Genomic DNA, 16398 nt, shown 5'->3' on the forward strand with positions numbered 1-16398 from the left:
GCGGGATCAGCTACGGCGCCCCTCGTCCGAGGGGTGAATGGGCGCGGACGAAGTCAAGAAAGCTGCGCAGGCCGCTCGGGATTTGGCGATGGCCTGCATAATAGGCATGGAATCCAGGACCGGGGGAACGCCATTCCGGCAGCACCACCTCGAGCGTTCCCGTTGCGATCTCATGCGTGACGCGAGTTTCGAGACAATAGTACAGGCCTGCCCTCGCCTCAGCGGCACGGATCGACAGTTCGGAATCATCGAGTGTAATCGTGCCGGGGACGTCGACGGTGACCGCTCTGTCGCCAGTTCCTAACTCCCAATGATAGATGCGACCGTCGCCGGTCCTGATCCGGATGCAGCGATGGCGGGTGAGGTCCTCGGGTGTTTCGGGCCGCCCTGCCACATCGAGGTAGGCGGGCGATCCGACCACGACCCAGTTCAGATCTTGCGAAAGGCGGACAGCGATCATCCCCTCCGGAACCGTGCCGCCATAGCGAATGCCCGCATCGAACCCGCTCGCGATCACATCAACGAAGTGATCGTCGACCTCGATCTCAATTTCAATATCCGGATAGGCGGCAGCGAAGGACGGCAACAGCGGCGTCAGCAGGAGACGCGCGGCGTCACGCAGCACGTTGATGCGAACCCGTCCGGCCGGGCGCTCACGGAAATGGTCCAGACGGTCCAGCGCCTCTTCGATCCGCCGAAACTCGGGATCGAGGTCCTGAAAGAGCATCTCGCCTGCCGCCGTGAGCTTCACGCTGCGGCTGGTGCGATGGAGCAGGCGTACGCCGAGCCGAGCCTCCAGGCCTCGGATGGCATGGCTCAGGGCCGAGGCGGAGACGCCCCGAGCGGTCGCAGCGCGCCGGAAGCCGCCATATCGAACGATGTCGAGAAAGGTGTCCAGATCGGCGAGATCAGTGCGGCTGAGCATCGGGAAATTGTTAAATTGCGCTCAACGCTCAGTCAAGGAAAGTGCAGCATCCGGTGAAGCGGAATGGCACTATAGATTGTCTCCGACCGCCAAGGTACCGCTGGAGGATATCCTGACCAGATGCAGCCGAGGCGTCGACCGCAAAGACAACTCGCCATTCGCGATGATTGAACCTCTGCTTCACATCGCACATCACTTGGAAACATTGATGACCCATCAGCCTCGTATCTCCTTCAGTGACGGCCACAGCATTCCCCAGGTCGGACTGGGCGTCTGGAAGACTCCGAACGACGTCGCGGTGAGCGCCGTCAAAACCGCACTCGAGATCGGCTATCGTCACATCGACACGGCGGCCGTCTATCAGAACGAGGAAGGGGTCGGTAAGGGCATCCATGCGTCAGGCGTCGCGCGTGATGAGATCTTCCTGACGACCAAGGTCTGGAACGAAGATCAGGGCTATGACAACACCCTTAAGGCACTGGATGAAAGCTTAAAGAGATTGGGTCAGGATTATCTCGATCTCTATCTGATTCACTGGCCGTCACCGTGGCGGGGACTCTATGTCGACACCTGGCGTGCTCTGATCAAGGCCCAGAAGGAAGGGCGTGTCCGGTCAATCGGCGTGTCGAACTTCGCGGCAGAGCATCTCGACCGCATCATCGACGAGACTGGCGTACCGCCCGTGCTCAACCAGATCGAGCTTCATCCCCGCTTCCAGCAGAAGCGCCTGCGGGAAGTGCATGCCAAGCGAGGGGTCAAGACCCAGTCTTGGAGTCCCCTTGGCCAAGGGCAGGCGCCGTCCGATCCGGTGATCGCACACATCGCCGAGAAGCATGGGCGCACGCCGGCCCAGATCATTATCCGCTGGCATCTCGACAACGACTTGATCGTCATTCCCAAATCGGTCACGCCCGATCGGATTGTGGAGAACCTCAACGTCTTCGATTTTGCCCTCGATGCCCACGACATGGCCGCCATTGTTGGGCTCGATAATCCGAGCGGGCGCATCGGATCTGATCCCATGACTGCCTCGTTCTAACGAGGAAGGTGGAACTCCATGGAATATATAAAGCTCGGCCGCACCGGCCTGGAGGTCTCGCGGCTTTGCCTGGGTTGCATGAGCTATGGCGAACCGGACCGCGGCTCCCATCCCTGGACCCTGCCCGAGAGCGAGAGCCGGCCCTTCATCCGCCAGGCGCTCGATCATGGGATCAACTTCTTCGACACCGCCAATGTCTATTCCGACGGCACGTCGGAAGAGATCGTTGGACGTGCCCTGAAGGATTTTGCCCGGCGCGAGGAGATCGTGCTGGCGACAAAGCTGCATGGCCGGATGCGGCCCGGACCTAACGGCGCGGGCCTGTCGCGCAAGAACATCTTCACCGAGACCGATGCGAGCCTGAAGCGTCTGGGGACGGACTACATCGATCTGTTGCAGATCCATCGTTGGGATGCTTCGACCCCGATCGAGGAGACGCTCGAGGCGCTCAACGATGTGGTTCGCGCCGGCAAAGTCCGCTATATCGGCGCCTCCTCCATGTATGCCTGGCAATTCGCCAAGGCGCTGGCGCTATCCGAACGGTACGGCTGGGCGCGCTTCGTGTCCATGCAGAACTACGTGAATCTACTGTACCGGGAAGAAGAGCGCGAGATGCTGCCGCTCTGCCGGGCGGAGGGCATCGGCGTCATTCCCTGGAGCCCGCTGGCCCGGGGCCGCCTGACCCGCGACTGGAACGAGACGAGTGCGCGCTCGGAAACGGACGAGTTCGGCAAGACACTCTATGCCGCAACGGCCGATGCGGACCGCAAAGTGGTGGAAGCCGTGGCCCAGGTCGCATCCCAGCGCAGCATCCCGCGGGCGCAGGTGGCACTCGCCTGGCTCCTGGCCAAGCCCGAGATCACCGCTCCCATCGTCGGGGCCACCAAGCCCCATCACCTCGACGATGCGGTGGCGGCCCTATCGATCAAGCTAACAGAGGGCGAGATCAAAGCCTTGGAAGCGCCCTATGTTCCCCATGCCGTAACCGGGTTTTCATAAGAGCTTCTAAGGAAGTTGTTGTTGGGCGAAACGCTGAGCGATGAAACGACGAGGCGCCCGCAAGCGGCCCCTCTTCCTGCTCTGCGGTAGGCATTTGGGTCCGTAGGTCTTAGCCGCCCGGCGCCTCAGCAGCATCGAGGCTGCGCGCCGGATCCATGCCTGAAGCCGCGGTCCCAGCGGGGTTCATCCTCGTTCCTTCCACGCCGAGTGCTCTCTGGTTGGGACTACCGGTCCAGATCGTCATCCGTGCCGGGGCTGAGATGCGCCGCCGAACGCCAGGCATGATGCGCGATCCGGTCGAGCCACCCGATGGCGTCGATCCGCGCGAAGGCATCCGCGACAGTCAGCTTTCCCAGCGTGACGGACGCGAGGGTCGCGGCACGATGGTCCCGTTGGAGACCATCGAGCTCCCTCGCAGTGCCCTCGGCTTCAGCGAGCGCGGCGGCGACTTTGGACGACACGCTCCAGCCGATGGGGGTGGCCTGCGCGCTGAGGGCGGCCTCCGAGGTGATCGAGCCACCAATCGCCTGTACCGCGCGCATGGCCTTTGTGCACAACTCGGCGGCGCGAAAGTCATGGAGGACTCCAGCCACCTGTCCTGGGAGCCCGCCGTCCGCCACGACTTCTGCGAGGCGCGAGGCATGGTCGAGTGCGTGCAGCGTGCTCGTCATGCGGAGCCGCTCGGCCTCGGTTTCGGGCGGTTCCTTCAATTCGGACAGGAAATCCCGCACCTCCTCGAGCGCGGCGGCGGCCGCCGCAATGTCCTGCGCAGCGGGGCGCGTCCCGCCCGAAAGCGCAGCGGAAACCGAGGCGGCGGTTGTCGCGAGGACGTCCGCCACGACACGCCGGGCGGTCTCGACCGCGATCACCGGACTGGCGAGCGCACTAGGATCGAGCGCGCGCTGAAGCGCCGTTTGATCGGAGGGCAAGAGCCGCTCCACGATACGGGTGAACCACTGCGTTGCCGGAAGGAGCACCGCGACCCCCACGACGTTATAGGCCGTGTGGTAGGCGGCAAGGAGGGTCATCCCGTCGACCGACGCGGCGAGGGCTTTCATCAGTGCTGCCGTGAACGGAAAGGCGACGATCGCGATGAGCGCCGCTATGACCTTGAAGAGCACATAGGCGAGAGCGAGGCGCTTGGCCGTCGTACTGGCACCGATGGCCGCCAATGCGGAGCTTGTCGCCGTCCCGATATTCTGGCCGATAATCAGCGCCGCGCCCTGCTCCAGGCTTACTGCCCCGGCGTAGAAAGCAGAAATGGTGACGGCGATGGCGGCTGTCGAAGACTGCATGACCGCGGTCATCGCCAGACCGACGACGATCAGGGTTATAAGACCGACCGTCCCCGCGACCCAGCCCACCCCCGGCGCGCCGAGCGTCGCGGCAGGTCAGATGGATGCAGGCTCTCGGCAAGCCCTCCCATACCCTGCTGGAGGGTTGTCAGCCCGTAGAGCACGAGTGCGAAGCCCGCGAGCGCGCCGCCCGCCGCCGCGATCCGCCTGCCAGCCAACAGCTTGGCCAACGCGCCAACAAAAATCATCGGCAGGGCGTAGGCCGACAATGAGACGCGCACGCCAATCAGCGCCACGAGCCAGCCTGTGCCCGTGGTGCCGACATTGGCGCCGAACACGAGGCCGAGTCCCTGCGGAAAGGTCAGAAGCCCGGCGCTGACGAGGCCGATCGTTGTCATCGTCACCGCGCTCGACGACTGCACGAGCAGCGTGACGACGGCGCCCCAGAAGGCCCCCGAGAGCGGCGTAGCCGCCGCCTTGCCGAGGACGGTGCGCAGAGCGGACCCCGCCAGCGCCTTCAAGCCGTCGGTCATGACGGTCATGCCGAGCAGGAACAGTCCGACCCCACCGAGAATGGCAATTGCTGTCGACATGCACGTCTCGTCCCGCCTACGCTTCCGCCTTGGACCTCGTCGGAGTATAGCGCCGGCCGACCCTAGCCATTAGCCTCTCCACTGCACTGACCCTCCCAACGTCCGAAATGGTCAAAGACGAGCCTTAAGCGCAGCCGTGTAAAGGCCTGCTCACCGTACCGATGCGGATATCCGATCTGCTTTACTCAGTGCCGATTCTGAAAAAGCCCCAGCCACCGCACTGGTAGCCTACTGGTAGCGGCGGCCTTCCAGAGCAGACCCAGATCCTGGGTGCAGAACGCCCGAGAATGGTCTTCGCCGAATTTCTCAACAGAATCTGCCCTTTGGCTGATCTCGGGCCGGTTAAGGGCGTTACGCTCTGGGCCACGTGTTGATCCTGATGGGCGCGGACCGGAACGATGACACGCCTCAAAATAGGCAAATTGACTTGGGAGCGTAGTGTGACGCCTAACGGCGAATCGGGGGAGTCGGATGAGCCCATCGCCATTCCCAAACGACCCGGGGTCTAAATCGATCTCCAAGCCAGCTGCGATACCCGTCACGCTCAATGTCAACGGGCAAGAACGCACATTGACGATTGCGCCGTGGACGACTTTGCTCGATGCCTTGCGGGATCATCTCGATCTGACCGGCACCAAGAAGGGTTGTGATCACGGTCAATGCGGCGCCTGCACGGTCTTGGTTGACGGCCGCCGGCTCGTTTCGTGCCTGACGTTTGCGGTCATGAAAGACGGCGCCAATATCACTACGGTCGAAGGCCTCGCCACCGATGGTGCACTCCATCCCGTGCAGCAGGCCTTCATCGATCACGATGCGTTCCAGTGCGGCTATTGCACGCCCGGCCAGATCTGTTCCGCCGTCGCTCTCATAGCGGAGGGCAAGGCAAAGACCGCGGAGGAAATCCGCGAGCTGATGAGCGGCAATATATGCCGGTGCGGCGCCTATCCCAACATCGTCGCGGCGATCCAGCAGGCAATGGGTGCCAAGCTATGATCAACTTTGAATATGCGCGTGCCTCTGACGTCCCCGACGCCATCCGGCAGATCGCGGCCGATCCAACCGCGAAGTTCATCGCGGGGGGGACCAACCTCATCGACCTGATGAAGTACGAGGTCGAGAGCCCGACGCGGCTGATCGATATCACGCATCTGCCGCTCAAGACGATCGGGGAAACCTCGAATGGCGGCTTGCACATCGGCGCACTCGTGCCGAACAGCGATCTTGCCTACCATCCACTAATCGAGAAGCGCTATCCGTTAGTGTCAAGCGCGATTCTGGCGGGGGCATCGCAGCAATTGCGCAACATGGCATCGACTGGCGGCAATCTGCTGCAGCGCACACGGTGCTTCTATTTCTACGACACGGCAACCCCTTGCAACAAGCGAGAGCCCGGCAGCGGCTGCTCCGCGATCAATGGCATCAATCGGATTAACGCTATCCTCGGAACGAGTGACGCCTGCATCGCGACGCACCCATCCGACATGTGCGTCGCACTTGCGGCCCTGGAAGCCACAGTCCATGTGGCAGGGCCCGCTGGTGAACGCGCGATCCCCATTGCCGATTTCCATCGCCTACCGGGCGACACGCCGCAAATCGATACCAATCTCGCGCCGACCGAGATCATTGTGGCTATCGAACTGCCGCCGAAGGGCTTCGCGGCAAACTACAGCTATTTGAAGATCCGCGACCGGCTGTCTTATGCGTTCGCATTGGTGTCGGTTGCCGCTGCCATGGAGATCGAGGGAGGCCGCATCAAGGAGGCGCGGCTCGCGCTCGGCGGCGTCGCCCACAAACCCTGGCGCAAAGCTGAAGCCGAAGCGGCGTTGCGTGGCGAAGCCCCCGACCGGACGGCGTTTGCGAGAGCGGCCGATATCCTGCTTCGCGATGCAAGAGGCTACGCGCACAACAATTTCAAGATCGGACTCGCCCATCGTGCGATCGAACGCACGTTGACGCAGGCCGCGAACGGCACGCCCCAGGTCCAGGCCATCAAGAAGATCCGGTGACTGTCATGACGTATATCGGCACCGCCACATCCCGTGTCGACGGCCATGCAAAGGTCACCGGCGCTGCGAAATACGCTGCGGAAATCCACCCAGACGACCTCGCCCATGGCTGCGTCGTCACATCCACCATCGCCAAGGGCAGGATTGCGCGTCTCGATGTGAGCGAGGCATTGAGCGTCGATGGCGTGATCGAGGTGCTCACGCACCTGAATCGGCCGGAGATGCCAGACGACGACAACGCCTATAAGGACGATGTTGCTCCGGATGGCTCGCCGTTCCGGCCGCTCTACGACGATAGAATTTTGTTCGACGGGCAGCCAATCGCGTTAGTCGTTGCTGAAGAACCGGAAATCGCTCAGTTCGCGGCCTCCTTAGTGCGGGTCGATTATGACCGGGAACCGCATGTCACCGACATGCACCGCAGGCGGGAAGAACCCTCTGCTTTGAAACCATCTGCAAAGCCTGGAGCGGATCCCTTCGCCCCACCAAAGCCACGCGGCGCGGCCGAGAAGGCATTCGCTGCTGCCGAAGTGCGCCACCAGGGCGAATATTACGTTCCGATCGAACATCACAACCCGATGGAGCTCTATGCATCGACGGTCATATTCGAGGGCGATGACAAGCTTACAATCTACGACAAAACCCAGGGCGTGCAGAACGTCCAGCGCTATATCTGTGGCGTGTTCAAGTTGGATCCGGACGATGTGCGCGTCATGTCACCCTTCATGGGCGGCGGCTTCGGATCAGGATTGCGCCCACAATATCAGGTAGTTCTGGCCACGCTGGCGGCGCTCGCGCTAAAGCGCTCGGTGCGCGTCGTGCTCACCCGGCAGCAGATGTATGGCCTCGGCCATCGGCCGGCTATGATCCAGCGGATCGAGCTCGGTGCCAAGGCTGACGGAACACTCGAGACGGTCACACATGATGCTCTCACGGTGACCTCGCAATACGAGCACTTTTATCGGCAGGAGACAGGCTGGTCAGGCCTGCTTTACCAGTGTGCCAATGCGACATACGCCCATAAACTCGCGCCGCTCGATCTTGCAACCTCGTGCGACATGCGTGCTCCGAGCGCGGCGACTGGCGTCTATGCCCTCGAATGCGCCATGGACGAGCTCGCGGTCGCGCTCAGGCTCGACCCGCTCGATCTGCGCCTGAGGTGCTATTCGGACCGTGACCAGCACGCCGAACGGCCCTACGGCAGCAAGAACCTGCGCGACTGCTATCGCCAGGGCGCCGAAGTGTTTGGCTGGGATAAACGCACCCCCGAACCTCGCTCGATGCGCGATGGCAACGAGCTGGTGGGCTGGGGTATGGCGACGGGCGTCTGGGAGGCATTGCAGGTGCCGATCGCGGTGCGTATCGCACTCACCTCCAACGGCCATGCGGAGGTGTCATGCGCGACCTCCGACATCGGCACGGGCACCTACACGATCATGGCCCAGGTCGCGGCCGACATGCTCGGGTTGCCGCTCGACGCTATCACCGTCAAGCTTGGAGACTCGACTCTGCCGCAATCGCCGGTCGAAGGGGGATCATGGATTGCAGCCTCGGTGGCCAATGGGATCGCTACAACGTCCGACGCAGTCCGCCACGAACTGTTGGGCCTCGCCAAGCAGATGCCGAATTCGCCTTTTGCAGACGTTGCGCCCGATGAGGTCATGCTGGCCGATGGCAAGCTCGTGAGCAAGCGCGATCCTGCAAGCGCGGTATCGATTGCCGATGCCATGCGCCATGGCGGCGTCGACCGCATCGAGCAGGAGAAGACCACGCGCTTTGCCAAGGATGAGTCGCGTTCGCACAACGTGCATTCCGCGGTCTTTGTCGAGGTCAAGGTAGACGAAGAGCTCGGGGTCATCCGAGTCACCCGCGTCGTCAGCGCAGTTGCGGCCGGGCGCATCCTGAACACCAAGACCGCCGGGAGCCAGATCCTGGGTGGCGTGGTATGGGGTATCGGCATGGCACTGCACGAGGAAACGCTTCTCGACCACACCTTCGGGCGCGTCATGAATGCCAACATCGCGGAGTACCACGTCCCGGTGAACGCCGACATCCACGACATCAAGGTCATCTTCGTCGACGAGCCGGACGACACCATCAATCGGCTTGGCATCAAAGGGCTGGGTGAGATCGGCATTGTTGGCGTCGCAGCCGCTGTCGCCAATGCGGTCTATCACGCAACGGGGAAGCGCGTGCGCGACCTGCCCATCACGTTGGACAAGCTCGATTGATCTTAAGTGGCCAATCCGCAATGCTGGTGAAAGTCCCCGCTTCGGCCGCTCACATTCGGTGCTTGGCGAAATCCTCTCTCGTGTCGATGTCCTGAGCGACAGCAGGATCCGTGATCGGCCATTCGAGAACGTCCGACCGTCCACGCAAAAGTGGGCCTGCGCCGATATCACCGGACAGGCCTTCGATCGCAGCTTGGAGATCACGTGAGAGCACGACCGGGTTGCCACGTCGGCCGTTCAAGGTGGGGATCAGGGCCGCTGGTTCTCCCCTTTCTCGCCACCCTACCACGAGGGCATCGATGAGATCGGCTTTCACGAAGGGCATGTCCCCGAGGAGGATGATTGCAGCCCGCGCCCTTGGCGGGAGAGCGGAGAACCCGGCCTTCAGCGACGTCGAAAGCCCCTGTGCAAACAAGGCATTATGGAGGATCTGAACGGGAAGCCCGTGCAGCGCTGCTTCGACCTCTTCGGATCGATGGCCGGTCACCACGATAACCGGATCGACCGAGGAGCCGACGGCAGCCTCAGCGACATGGCGAACCAAGGCCTTGCCGCCAAGCCGAGCCAGCAGCTTCGGCTCGTCGCCGAACCGGGTGCCGCGCCCGGCAGCCAGAACAATGGCCGCCACATCGCTCATTCGTCAGCCTCGCTTTCGCCGCCCTCACGCGGCTGTGGCCGGGAGACGATCTCCATAAGAAGCCCTCCGACGCCAAGTGACATGATGTCAGCCCGTGTCACGGGAACATCCGCAAGAAGTCGGTGAAGAATCCAGTCAAACCCGTTCTCCTTGGGTGACCGAGCACAGCCAGGAGCTCCGATGACAGGCTTGCCGGCGATGGATCCGATGAGAAGCAGGTTTCCAGGATCGACAGGCATACCGAAATGCTCCACTCGTCCGCCTGCCCGCTCGATGGCGGATGGAATGACGTCCCGACGGTCGGCAATCGCCGATGCCCCGAACACGATGATGAGCTGCGTGTCGCCTTGTGCCAGTTCGGAAAGCTCCCGCGCCAATACAGCCGCATCGTGGGACACACGACAATTCCGCACGATCCTTGCATTCACGGGCTCGAGCCGCTGCGCCAGCACGGCAACGGTCTTGTCGATCACGCTCGGCTTGAGCCCTGGAAGAACCGTCGAAACAACGCCGACCAAGCGACGGGTATAGGGTGCAACGCGCAGCGCCTCCCTGCCAACCGCAGCTAACCCATTCCGTAGCAGGGGCTCCGGGATGGCATAGGGAATGATTTTGACGGTGCCGACCATCTCCCCCATGACTACCGGCTTGTAAGCGGGTAAGGTGGCGGCCGTCATAGCCTCGTCGACGGCATTGAGGCCATTGATCGCCTCGACATCGATCAGAAGCACGCCCGAAGCCTCGGCGTAGAGATTGGAACGTCCGGTGAAGGGTGCTTCGACAACGACGTTTTCGCCGGCAAGAGATCGGGCGAGCCGCCAGGCCGCTTCGTCCTCGCTGATATCTCCAGGTTCGAGCCGCACTGCAATCATCGTCTCGACACCAGCGTGCTTCAGCTGCATCGCGATCTCGGGCGAGACGAGGGTTCCTTTCTTCACCGTCGTGCTGCCTGCCCGTACGCTGTGAGCAGCCAGGGCTCCAATTGCCTCCTCAATCGGAATAAGGCCAAATTTCACGCCGAGCGCCTCCGCTCCTTGCGCAGGGTTGCAACGATCTCCGCCAGGATGGAGACGGCAATCTCCGCCGGAGAAACGGCTCCGATGTCAAGCCCGATCGGGGCATGGATACGGGCAAGATCCGCGTCGGTGAAGCCGGACGCCATCAGTCGCTGAACGCGGCGCTCATGGGTTTTGCGCGAGCCGAGCGCACCGATGTAAAAGCATGGCGACCTGAAGGCCGCGGCGAGCGCAGGATCGTCGATTTTAGGGTCATGGGTCAGTGCCACGACGGCCGTATATCGGTCGATCCCGATATCGGGCAGGGCAGCATCGGGCCACTCAGCCCTCACTTGCACGTCCGGAAAGCGTTCGGGAGTCGCGAAGGCCGTACGCGGGTCGATGATGGTGACGTCGAGATCCAGGTCCTTTGCCATAGGAGCCAAGGCCTGGCTAATGTGGACGGCACCAATGATTACCACCCTCACCGGTGGCGTCTGCACGGTGAGAAAGTACTGGCGGCCATCCCGCTCAATGAGGCCACTCTTGCCCTGGCGCAGGCGCTCCTGAATGTCCTGAGTGATAGGGTCATTTCCAACCCCTTCTTCCCGAACAAGGCGCTGTTCGCCCGATGCGATGTCGGTCACAAGCACGGCGGCTCGCCGAGCGGCTCGCTCTGCATTCAGGTCGGATAGAAGACTCAGCCGCATCTCATGCCCTCACCATCCGGCAAAACGGAGAGAAATGAAGGCGACAGAGAATATCCGCCCATCCTAGTCTACTCGTTCCACGTAGACGCTGATCCGTCCCCCGCATGAGAGTCCGACCTGCCATGCGCTCTCGTCGGCAACCCCGAACTCGAGCATCCGCGGCTTTCCATCGGCAATGACGTCCAGAGCCTCCGTAATGACCGCTCCCTCGACGCATCCGCCAGAAACGGACCCGAGAAAGTTCGTATCCTCGTCAATCACCAAGTGACTGCCGACAGGGCGCGGTGCCGACCCCCAGGTTTCGACCACGGTCGCGATTGCCACGCCCCTGCCCGCGCGCCTCCAGGCTTCTGCGGTCATCAGGATATCCGTATCGGTCGAGAACATGAGATTCCCTGGCGAAATGAGCGGCCTCAGACGGCCAATTATGGGTCAATACTGCCATTGCGGCCCCTTGAACCGCAACCAGAATACGAATGAACCCGCAGGCGAACCCTGGACTCAGGTGTTGGGGCTGTATCTGACCATTGACAGGTCTTGGATCGGAGCGTCTGATTCAGCGAGGGGCAGGTACATTCGTCGGATGGCTTACGAGCAGGATGCTCAACGATATCTACAGCCGGCGCATATTGCAGCTTGCAGGTGACATTCCGCGTCTCGGGAAGCTACCGGATGCCGATGCCAGCGCTACGGCGCACTCCAGGCTGTGTGGGTCGACGGTCACCGTTTATCTGAAACTCGATGGCGATGTCGTCACGGGGTTCGCCCACGAAGTGAAAGCCTGTGCCCTGGGGCAGGCATCGTCATCGATCATGGGCCGAAACGTGGTGGGATCGGCCGCGGCAGAGCTTCGGGACATTCGGGAGGAAATGCGCCGGATGTTGAAGGCTGGCGGCGCTCCACCCTCCGGGAAATGGGCGGATCTCGCATTTCTGGAACCGGCGCGGGATCTCAAGGCTCGCCATCCCTCCATCCTTCTCACCTTCGATGCCGTTGTCGATGCACTCGACCAAATCCAAAAACGTTAGGGCCGTCCTCACAGTGAGGCCCGGAACGGCGCAAACCTCGACGAACCGTTTGGATCGGAGACACACACCATTGGCGGACATCGGGTCCCGGCGAAGCTGAGGAAGATGCATCGGCGCGACCGATCCCATCCGATGGAAAGCGCCGGCCTTGAAAGCACGCTCAAGCCGCTGACCGGCTCCAAGCAATTGTTGCAGCGCACACATCTATCATGCGCTGCAGCAGAACGTAGGATCTGGCACTCCGGGCAATTTGCATCATACTTTGCTGTCAATATCGGGGGAAATCCAGGGAGGACTCAGCATGGCGATGATAATGCAAGGCGACGTCACGCTACCGGCGGACCGGGAAGCAGTCTGGGTTGCGCTCAATGATCCCAACGTCTTGAAAGCCTGCATCCCAGGGTGCCAGGAACTGGAGAAAGTGAGTGACACGGAATTCCAGGCAACGGCGAAAATCTCAATCGGGCCCGTCAAGGCAACCTTCAAGGGCAGCGTGAAACTGACCGATCTCGATCCCCCCGACAGCTACACCATCACCGGCGAGGGACAGGGCGGGGTTGCCGGTTGGGCCAAGGGCGGAGCGAAAGTGCGCCTGGAGGATATCGAGGGTGGAACCAAACTGGTCTATGACGTCGAGGCGAATGTGGGCGGCAAGATCGCTCAGCTCGGCGGCAGGCTAATCAATGGCGTAGCGAAGAAATATGCCGACGAGTTCTTCGCTAATTTTGCCAGGATCCTCTCGCCTGAGGAAACGGCCGTCTGAGCGTTGCCTCATCGGCCATCCTTTGAATCATTCCAATGCTTGACCGCTCAATCGGGGCGGTTCACACTTGACATCGGCAGATCGTATTCTTGCGATCGTCCAACAAGAATACCTGCCGGTGCCTGAGACCACCTTAAGGTTGGCCGGGCTGCCGGTGTCTGAGGAGGAAAGCACGCATGACCACCGTCTCCCTGACGGTGAACGGTCAACCCGTCACCGCAGACGTCGACCCCCGCACTCTTCTCGTTCACCTCTTACGCGACAATCTTCGACTTACCGGAACCCACGTGGGCTGCGACACCAGCCAGTGTGGCGCCTGCGTCGTTCATTTGAACAATCAGGCCGTGAAGGCCTGTACGATCCTCGCCGTCCAGGCGGATTCAGCCACCGTCACCACCATCGAGGGTATCGCTCAAGGCGGCGAGCTGCATCCGATGCAGGCGGCCTTCCGCGAGCATCATGGCCTGCAATGCGGCTACTGCACGCCAGGCATGGTCATGTCCGCCATCGATATCGTGAACCGGAAGGGGCACGCTCTCGACGAACAGACCATTCGGGCCGAGCTGGAAGGCAATCTGTGCCGCTGCACGGGCTATCACAACATCGTCAAAGCCGTTGCCGCCGGAGCGCTAGCCATGGCCCAAGCACCTTTACGGCAGGCGGCTGAATAGGCCGACGCTCGCCAAGGTGCGACGCCCATATCAACGGGTGCAGGCTGAGGACCTCGAAGCCGGCGTAGTCTCTCCAACGTCCGTGTCGGGATTCCCGCTTCCGCCGTCTGATGAGGGCCGATGAAGACAAGGGAGGACAGCATGACCGCAACAGGAATCGGCGCACCCGTACGCCGGAAAGAGGATCAGCGTTTCGTCACCGGCCAGGGACGCTACGTGGACGATTTCAATCGACCTGGCCAGGCCTATGCATATTTCCTTCGCTCGCCGCATGCCCATGCCACGATCCGGTCGATCGACACCGGCCCGGCAAAGAGCATGCCCGGCGTCGTGGCCGTCTTTACCGGAGATGACCTCGCAGCCGACAAGATCGGAGGTCTCATCTGCGGATGGATGATCCAATCCAAGGACGGCTCTCCGATGAAGGCGGGACCGCACCCGGCTCTGGCACAGGGCAAGGTGCGCTATGTGGGTGACCACGTGGCGGTTGTGATTGCCGAAACCCTGGCCCAGGCCAAGGATGCCGCAGAAGCCATCGCGGTCGACTACGATGTCCTCCCTGCCGTCGTGAACACGGCCGAGGCGACGAAGGCGCCAGTTCAGGTGCATGACGTGTCACCCGACAATACCGTCTTCAACTGGCACCTCGGCAACAAGGAAGAGATGGAAGCTGCCTTCGCACGGGCGAAGCATGTGACGAAGATCGACCTCGTCAACAACCGGCTGGTGCCGAACGCCATCGAACCCCGGGCGGCGGTGGGAGAATACGATCACGGCACCGACGGCTACACGCTCTACACGACGAGCCAGAACCCCCATGTGGCCCGGCTCGTCCTCTCGGCCTTCATCGGGATCGCGCCGGAACACAAGCTGCGCGTCATCGCTCCCGATGTCGGCGGCGGGTTCGGCTCCAAGATCTTCATCTATGCCGAAGAGACGGTCTGCGTCTGGGCGGCGAAAAAGGTCAAGCGGCCCGTGAAATGGACAGCCGATCGTACTGAAGCTTTCCTGTCCGATGCGCATGGCCGTGATCATGTCACCCATGCGGAGATGGCGACTGATGAGAACGGCAAGATCCTGGGCCTTCGGGTTCACACCATCGCCAATCTCGGCGCCTATCTGTCCACCTTCTCCTCATCCGTGCCAACCTATCTCTATGCCCCTCTCCTGTCGGGCCAATACGACATCCCGGCGATCTACTGCGAGGTGGATGCAGTCTACACGAACACGGCTCCCGTCGACGCCTATCGCGGCGCAGGACGTCCCGAGGCGACTTTCGTGGTCGAGCGGCTCGTCGAAAGAACCGCCCGCGAGCTCGGTCAGGATCCGGCTGAGTTCCGCAGGAAGAACTACATCACGCAGTTCCCCCATCAGACGCCGGTCATCATGACCTATGACACAGGCGATTACGCCGCCTCGCTCGACAAGGCACTGGAACTCGCCGACTACAAGAACTTTGGCGCGAGGAAGCAGGAGAGCGCCCGCCGCGGCAAGCTGCGGGGCATCGGCTTCTCAAGCTACATCGAGGCCTGCGGCATTGCGCCCTCGCAAGCGGTCGGATCTCTCGGGGCAGGCGTCGGCCTTTGGGAATCCGCCGAGGTGCGCGTCAACCCGACAGGGTCGGTCGAGGTGCTCACCGGCTCGCACAGCCATGGCCAGGGGCACGAGACCACCTTTGCCCAGCTCGTCTCCGACCGGCTCGGCATCCCCATCGATCAGGTCAGCATCGTCCATGGCGATACCGACAAGGTACAGTTCGGCATGGGAACCTATGGATCGCGTTCAGGCGCGGTCGGCATGTCGGCCATCGCCAAGGCTCTCGACAAGGTGATCGCCAAGGGCAAGAAGGTGGCGGCGCATGTTCTCGAGGCCGCCGAAGGCGACATCGAGTTCAAGGATGGCAAGTTCGGGGTTGCCGGCACGGATCGGACACTCGGCTTCGGAGAAGTGGCCCTCCAGGCCTATATCGCCCACAAATTCCCAGGCCAGGATCTGGAGCCCGGGTTGAAGGAGGGAGCATTCTACGATCCCACCAACTTCACCTTCCCGGCTGGCGTCCATATCTGCGAGGTGGAGATCGACCCCGACACAGGCGTGACCAAGATCGAGCGCTGGACGGCAGTCGACGATTTCGGGGTGATCATCAACCCGATGATCGTTGAAGGCCAGGTCCATGGCGGTATCGCCCAGGGCGTCGGGCAGGCGCTGCTCGAAGGCGCCGTCTATGACCAGAGCGGTCAGCTCGTGACCGCCAGCTTCAATGATTACTGCATGCCGCGCGCCATCGACCTGCCGTCGTTCCAGATCGGCATGACGATGACGCTCTGCCCTTCGAACCCACTCGGGATCAAGGGCTGTGGCGAGGCTGGTGCCATCGCCGCTCCGCCGGCCGTCATCAACGCGATCACGGACGCGCTCGGCCATGAGGATATTGCGATGCCCGCAACGCCCCAAGCCGTCTGGCGGGCGGCGCAGAAGGCGCGCATGCCAATGGCAGCGGAATAAG

General features: G+C 62.1%; 14 protein-coding genes and 1 pseudogene. 9 read left to right on the forward strand and 6 right to left on the reverse strand.

Annotation, left to right across the window (positions count from 1 at the left end):
- Nucleotides 1–10 precede the first annotated feature (10 nt).
- Nucleotides 11–925, reverse strand: a complete 915-nt coding sequence (locus tag JO965_RS23895; protein ID WP_203441423.1) for a LysR family transcriptional regulator — start codon at nt 923–925, stop codon at nt 11–13.
- 208 nt (nt 926–1133) lie between these two features.
- On the opposite strand from JO965_RS23895, the gene JO965_RS23900 reads away from it, so the two are divergent.
- Together JO965_RS23900 and JO965_RS23905 are read left to right on the forward strand one after the other, a co-directional pair.
- Nucleotides 1134–1964: an aldo/keto reductase gene (locus JO965_RS23900; protein WP_203441424.1), complete on the forward strand. Its 831-nt coding sequence runs from the start codon at nt 1134–1136 to the stop codon at nt 1962–1964.
- 18 nt (nt 1965–1982) lie between these two features.
- A complete protein-coding gene (locus JO965_RS23905; RefSeq protein ID WP_203441425.1) occupies nt 1983–2963 on the forward strand; it encodes an aldo/keto reductase in 981 nt (326 codons plus the stop codon).
- Nucleotides 2964–3187: 224 nt separating this feature from the next.
- On the opposite strand, the pseudogene JO965_RS23910 reads toward JO965_RS23905, so the two are convergent.
- Nucleotides 3188–4851, reverse strand: a pseudogene (locus tag JO965_RS23910) (Na/Pi cotransporter family protein).
- 471 nt (nt 4852–5322) lie between these two features.
- Here JO965_RS23910 and JO965_RS23915 point away from each other — a divergent pair.
- The 3 genes from JO965_RS23915 to JO965_RS23925 are packed head-to-tail and all read left to right on the forward strand — an operon-like array spanning nt 5323 to nt 9088.
- Entirely contained in the window at nt 5323–5844 is a 522-nt protein-coding gene (locus JO965_RS23915; protein ID WP_203441426.1) for a (2Fe-2S)-binding protein, read from the forward strand.
- On the forward strand, nt 5841–6857 hold the full coding sequence (locus JO965_RS23920; RefSeq protein ID WP_203441427.1) for a xanthine dehydrogenase family protein subunit M: 1017 nt from the start codon (nt 5841–5843) through the stop codon (nt 6855–6857). The genes JO965_RS23915 and JO965_RS23920 overlap by 4 nt, the downstream gene beginning before the upstream one ends.
- A 5-nt stretch (nt 6858–6862) precedes the next feature.
- The gene (locus tag JO965_RS23925) at nt 6863–9088 is read left to right on the forward strand and encodes a xanthine dehydrogenase family protein molybdopterin-binding subunit (RefSeq protein WP_203444331.1); all 2226 of its coding nucleotides are present in this window, start codon (nt 6863–6865) and stop codon (nt 9086–9088) included.
- Nucleotides 9089–9137: 49 nt separating this feature from the next.
- On the opposite strand, the gene JO965_RS48050 is transcribed toward JO965_RS23925, so the two are convergent.
- The 4 genes from JO965_RS48050 to JO965_RS23940 all read right to left on the reverse strand — a co-directional run bounded on the left by JO965_RS48050 (nt 9138) and on the right by JO965_RS23940 (nt 11817).
- On the reverse strand, nt 9138–9725 hold the full coding sequence (locus tag JO965_RS48050; RefSeq protein ID WP_246776668.1) for an NTP transferase domain-containing protein: 588 nt from the start codon (nt 9723–9725) through the stop codon (nt 9138–9140).
- Complete coding sequence (locus JO965_RS48055; RefSeq protein ID WP_246776669.1) at nt 9722–10741, reverse strand: molybdopterin-binding protein; 1020 nt, start codon at nt 10739–10741, stop codon at nt 9722–9724. Before JO965_RS48055 ends, JO965_RS48050 begins: the two co-directional genes overlap by 4 nt.
- Nucleotides 10738–11430, reverse strand: coding sequence for an XdhC family protein (locus tag JO965_RS23935; protein WP_203441428.1), 693 nt, complete (start codon nt 11428–11430; stop codon nt 10738–10740). Before JO965_RS23935 ends, JO965_RS48055 begins: the two co-directional genes overlap by 4 nt.
- A gap of 63 nt (nt 11431–11493) precedes the next feature.
- Complete coding sequence (locus JO965_RS23940; protein ID WP_203441429.1) at nt 11494–11817, reverse strand: XdhC family protein; 324 nt, start codon at nt 11815–11817, stop codon at nt 11494–11496.
- Nucleotides 11818–12029: 212 nt separating this feature from the next.
- Between JO965_RS23940 and JO965_RS23945 the strand changes: the two genes are divergently transcribed.
- The 4 genes from JO965_RS23945 (at nt 12030) to JO965_RS23960 (ending at nt 16397) form a co-directional block, all read left to right on the forward strand.
- Entirely contained in the window at nt 12030–12458 is a 429-nt protein-coding gene (locus tag JO965_RS23945; protein ID WP_203441430.1) for an iron-sulfur cluster assembly scaffold protein, read from the forward strand.
- Nucleotides 12459–12759: 301 nt separating this feature from the next.
- Nucleotides 12760–13221, forward strand: a complete 462-nt coding sequence (locus JO965_RS23950) for a CoxG family protein (RefSeq protein ID WP_203441431.1) — start codon at nt 12760–12762, stop codon at nt 13219–13221.
- Nucleotides 13222–13397: 176 nt separating this feature from the next.
- The gene (locus JO965_RS23955; protein WP_203441432.1) at nt 13398–13892 is read left to right on the forward strand and encodes a (2Fe-2S)-binding protein; all 495 of its coding nucleotides are present in this window, start codon (nt 13398–13400) and stop codon (nt 13890–13892) included.
- Nucleotides 13893–14033: 141 nt separating this feature from the next.
- Nucleotides 14034–16397 carry a xanthine dehydrogenase family protein molybdopterin-binding subunit gene (locus tag JO965_RS23960; RefSeq protein WP_203441433.1) on the forward strand — a complete coding sequence of 788 codons (2364 nt, stop codon included), beginning with the start codon at nt 14034–14036 and terminating at the stop codon, nt 16395–16397.
- Nucleotide 16398: the final 1 nt, after the last annotated feature.

The sequence above is a fragment of the Microvirga sp. VF16 genome, from assembly GCF_016864375.1.
Classification (GTDB): Bacteria; Pseudomonadota; Alphaproteobacteria; order Rhizobiales; family Beijerinckiaceae; genus Microvirga.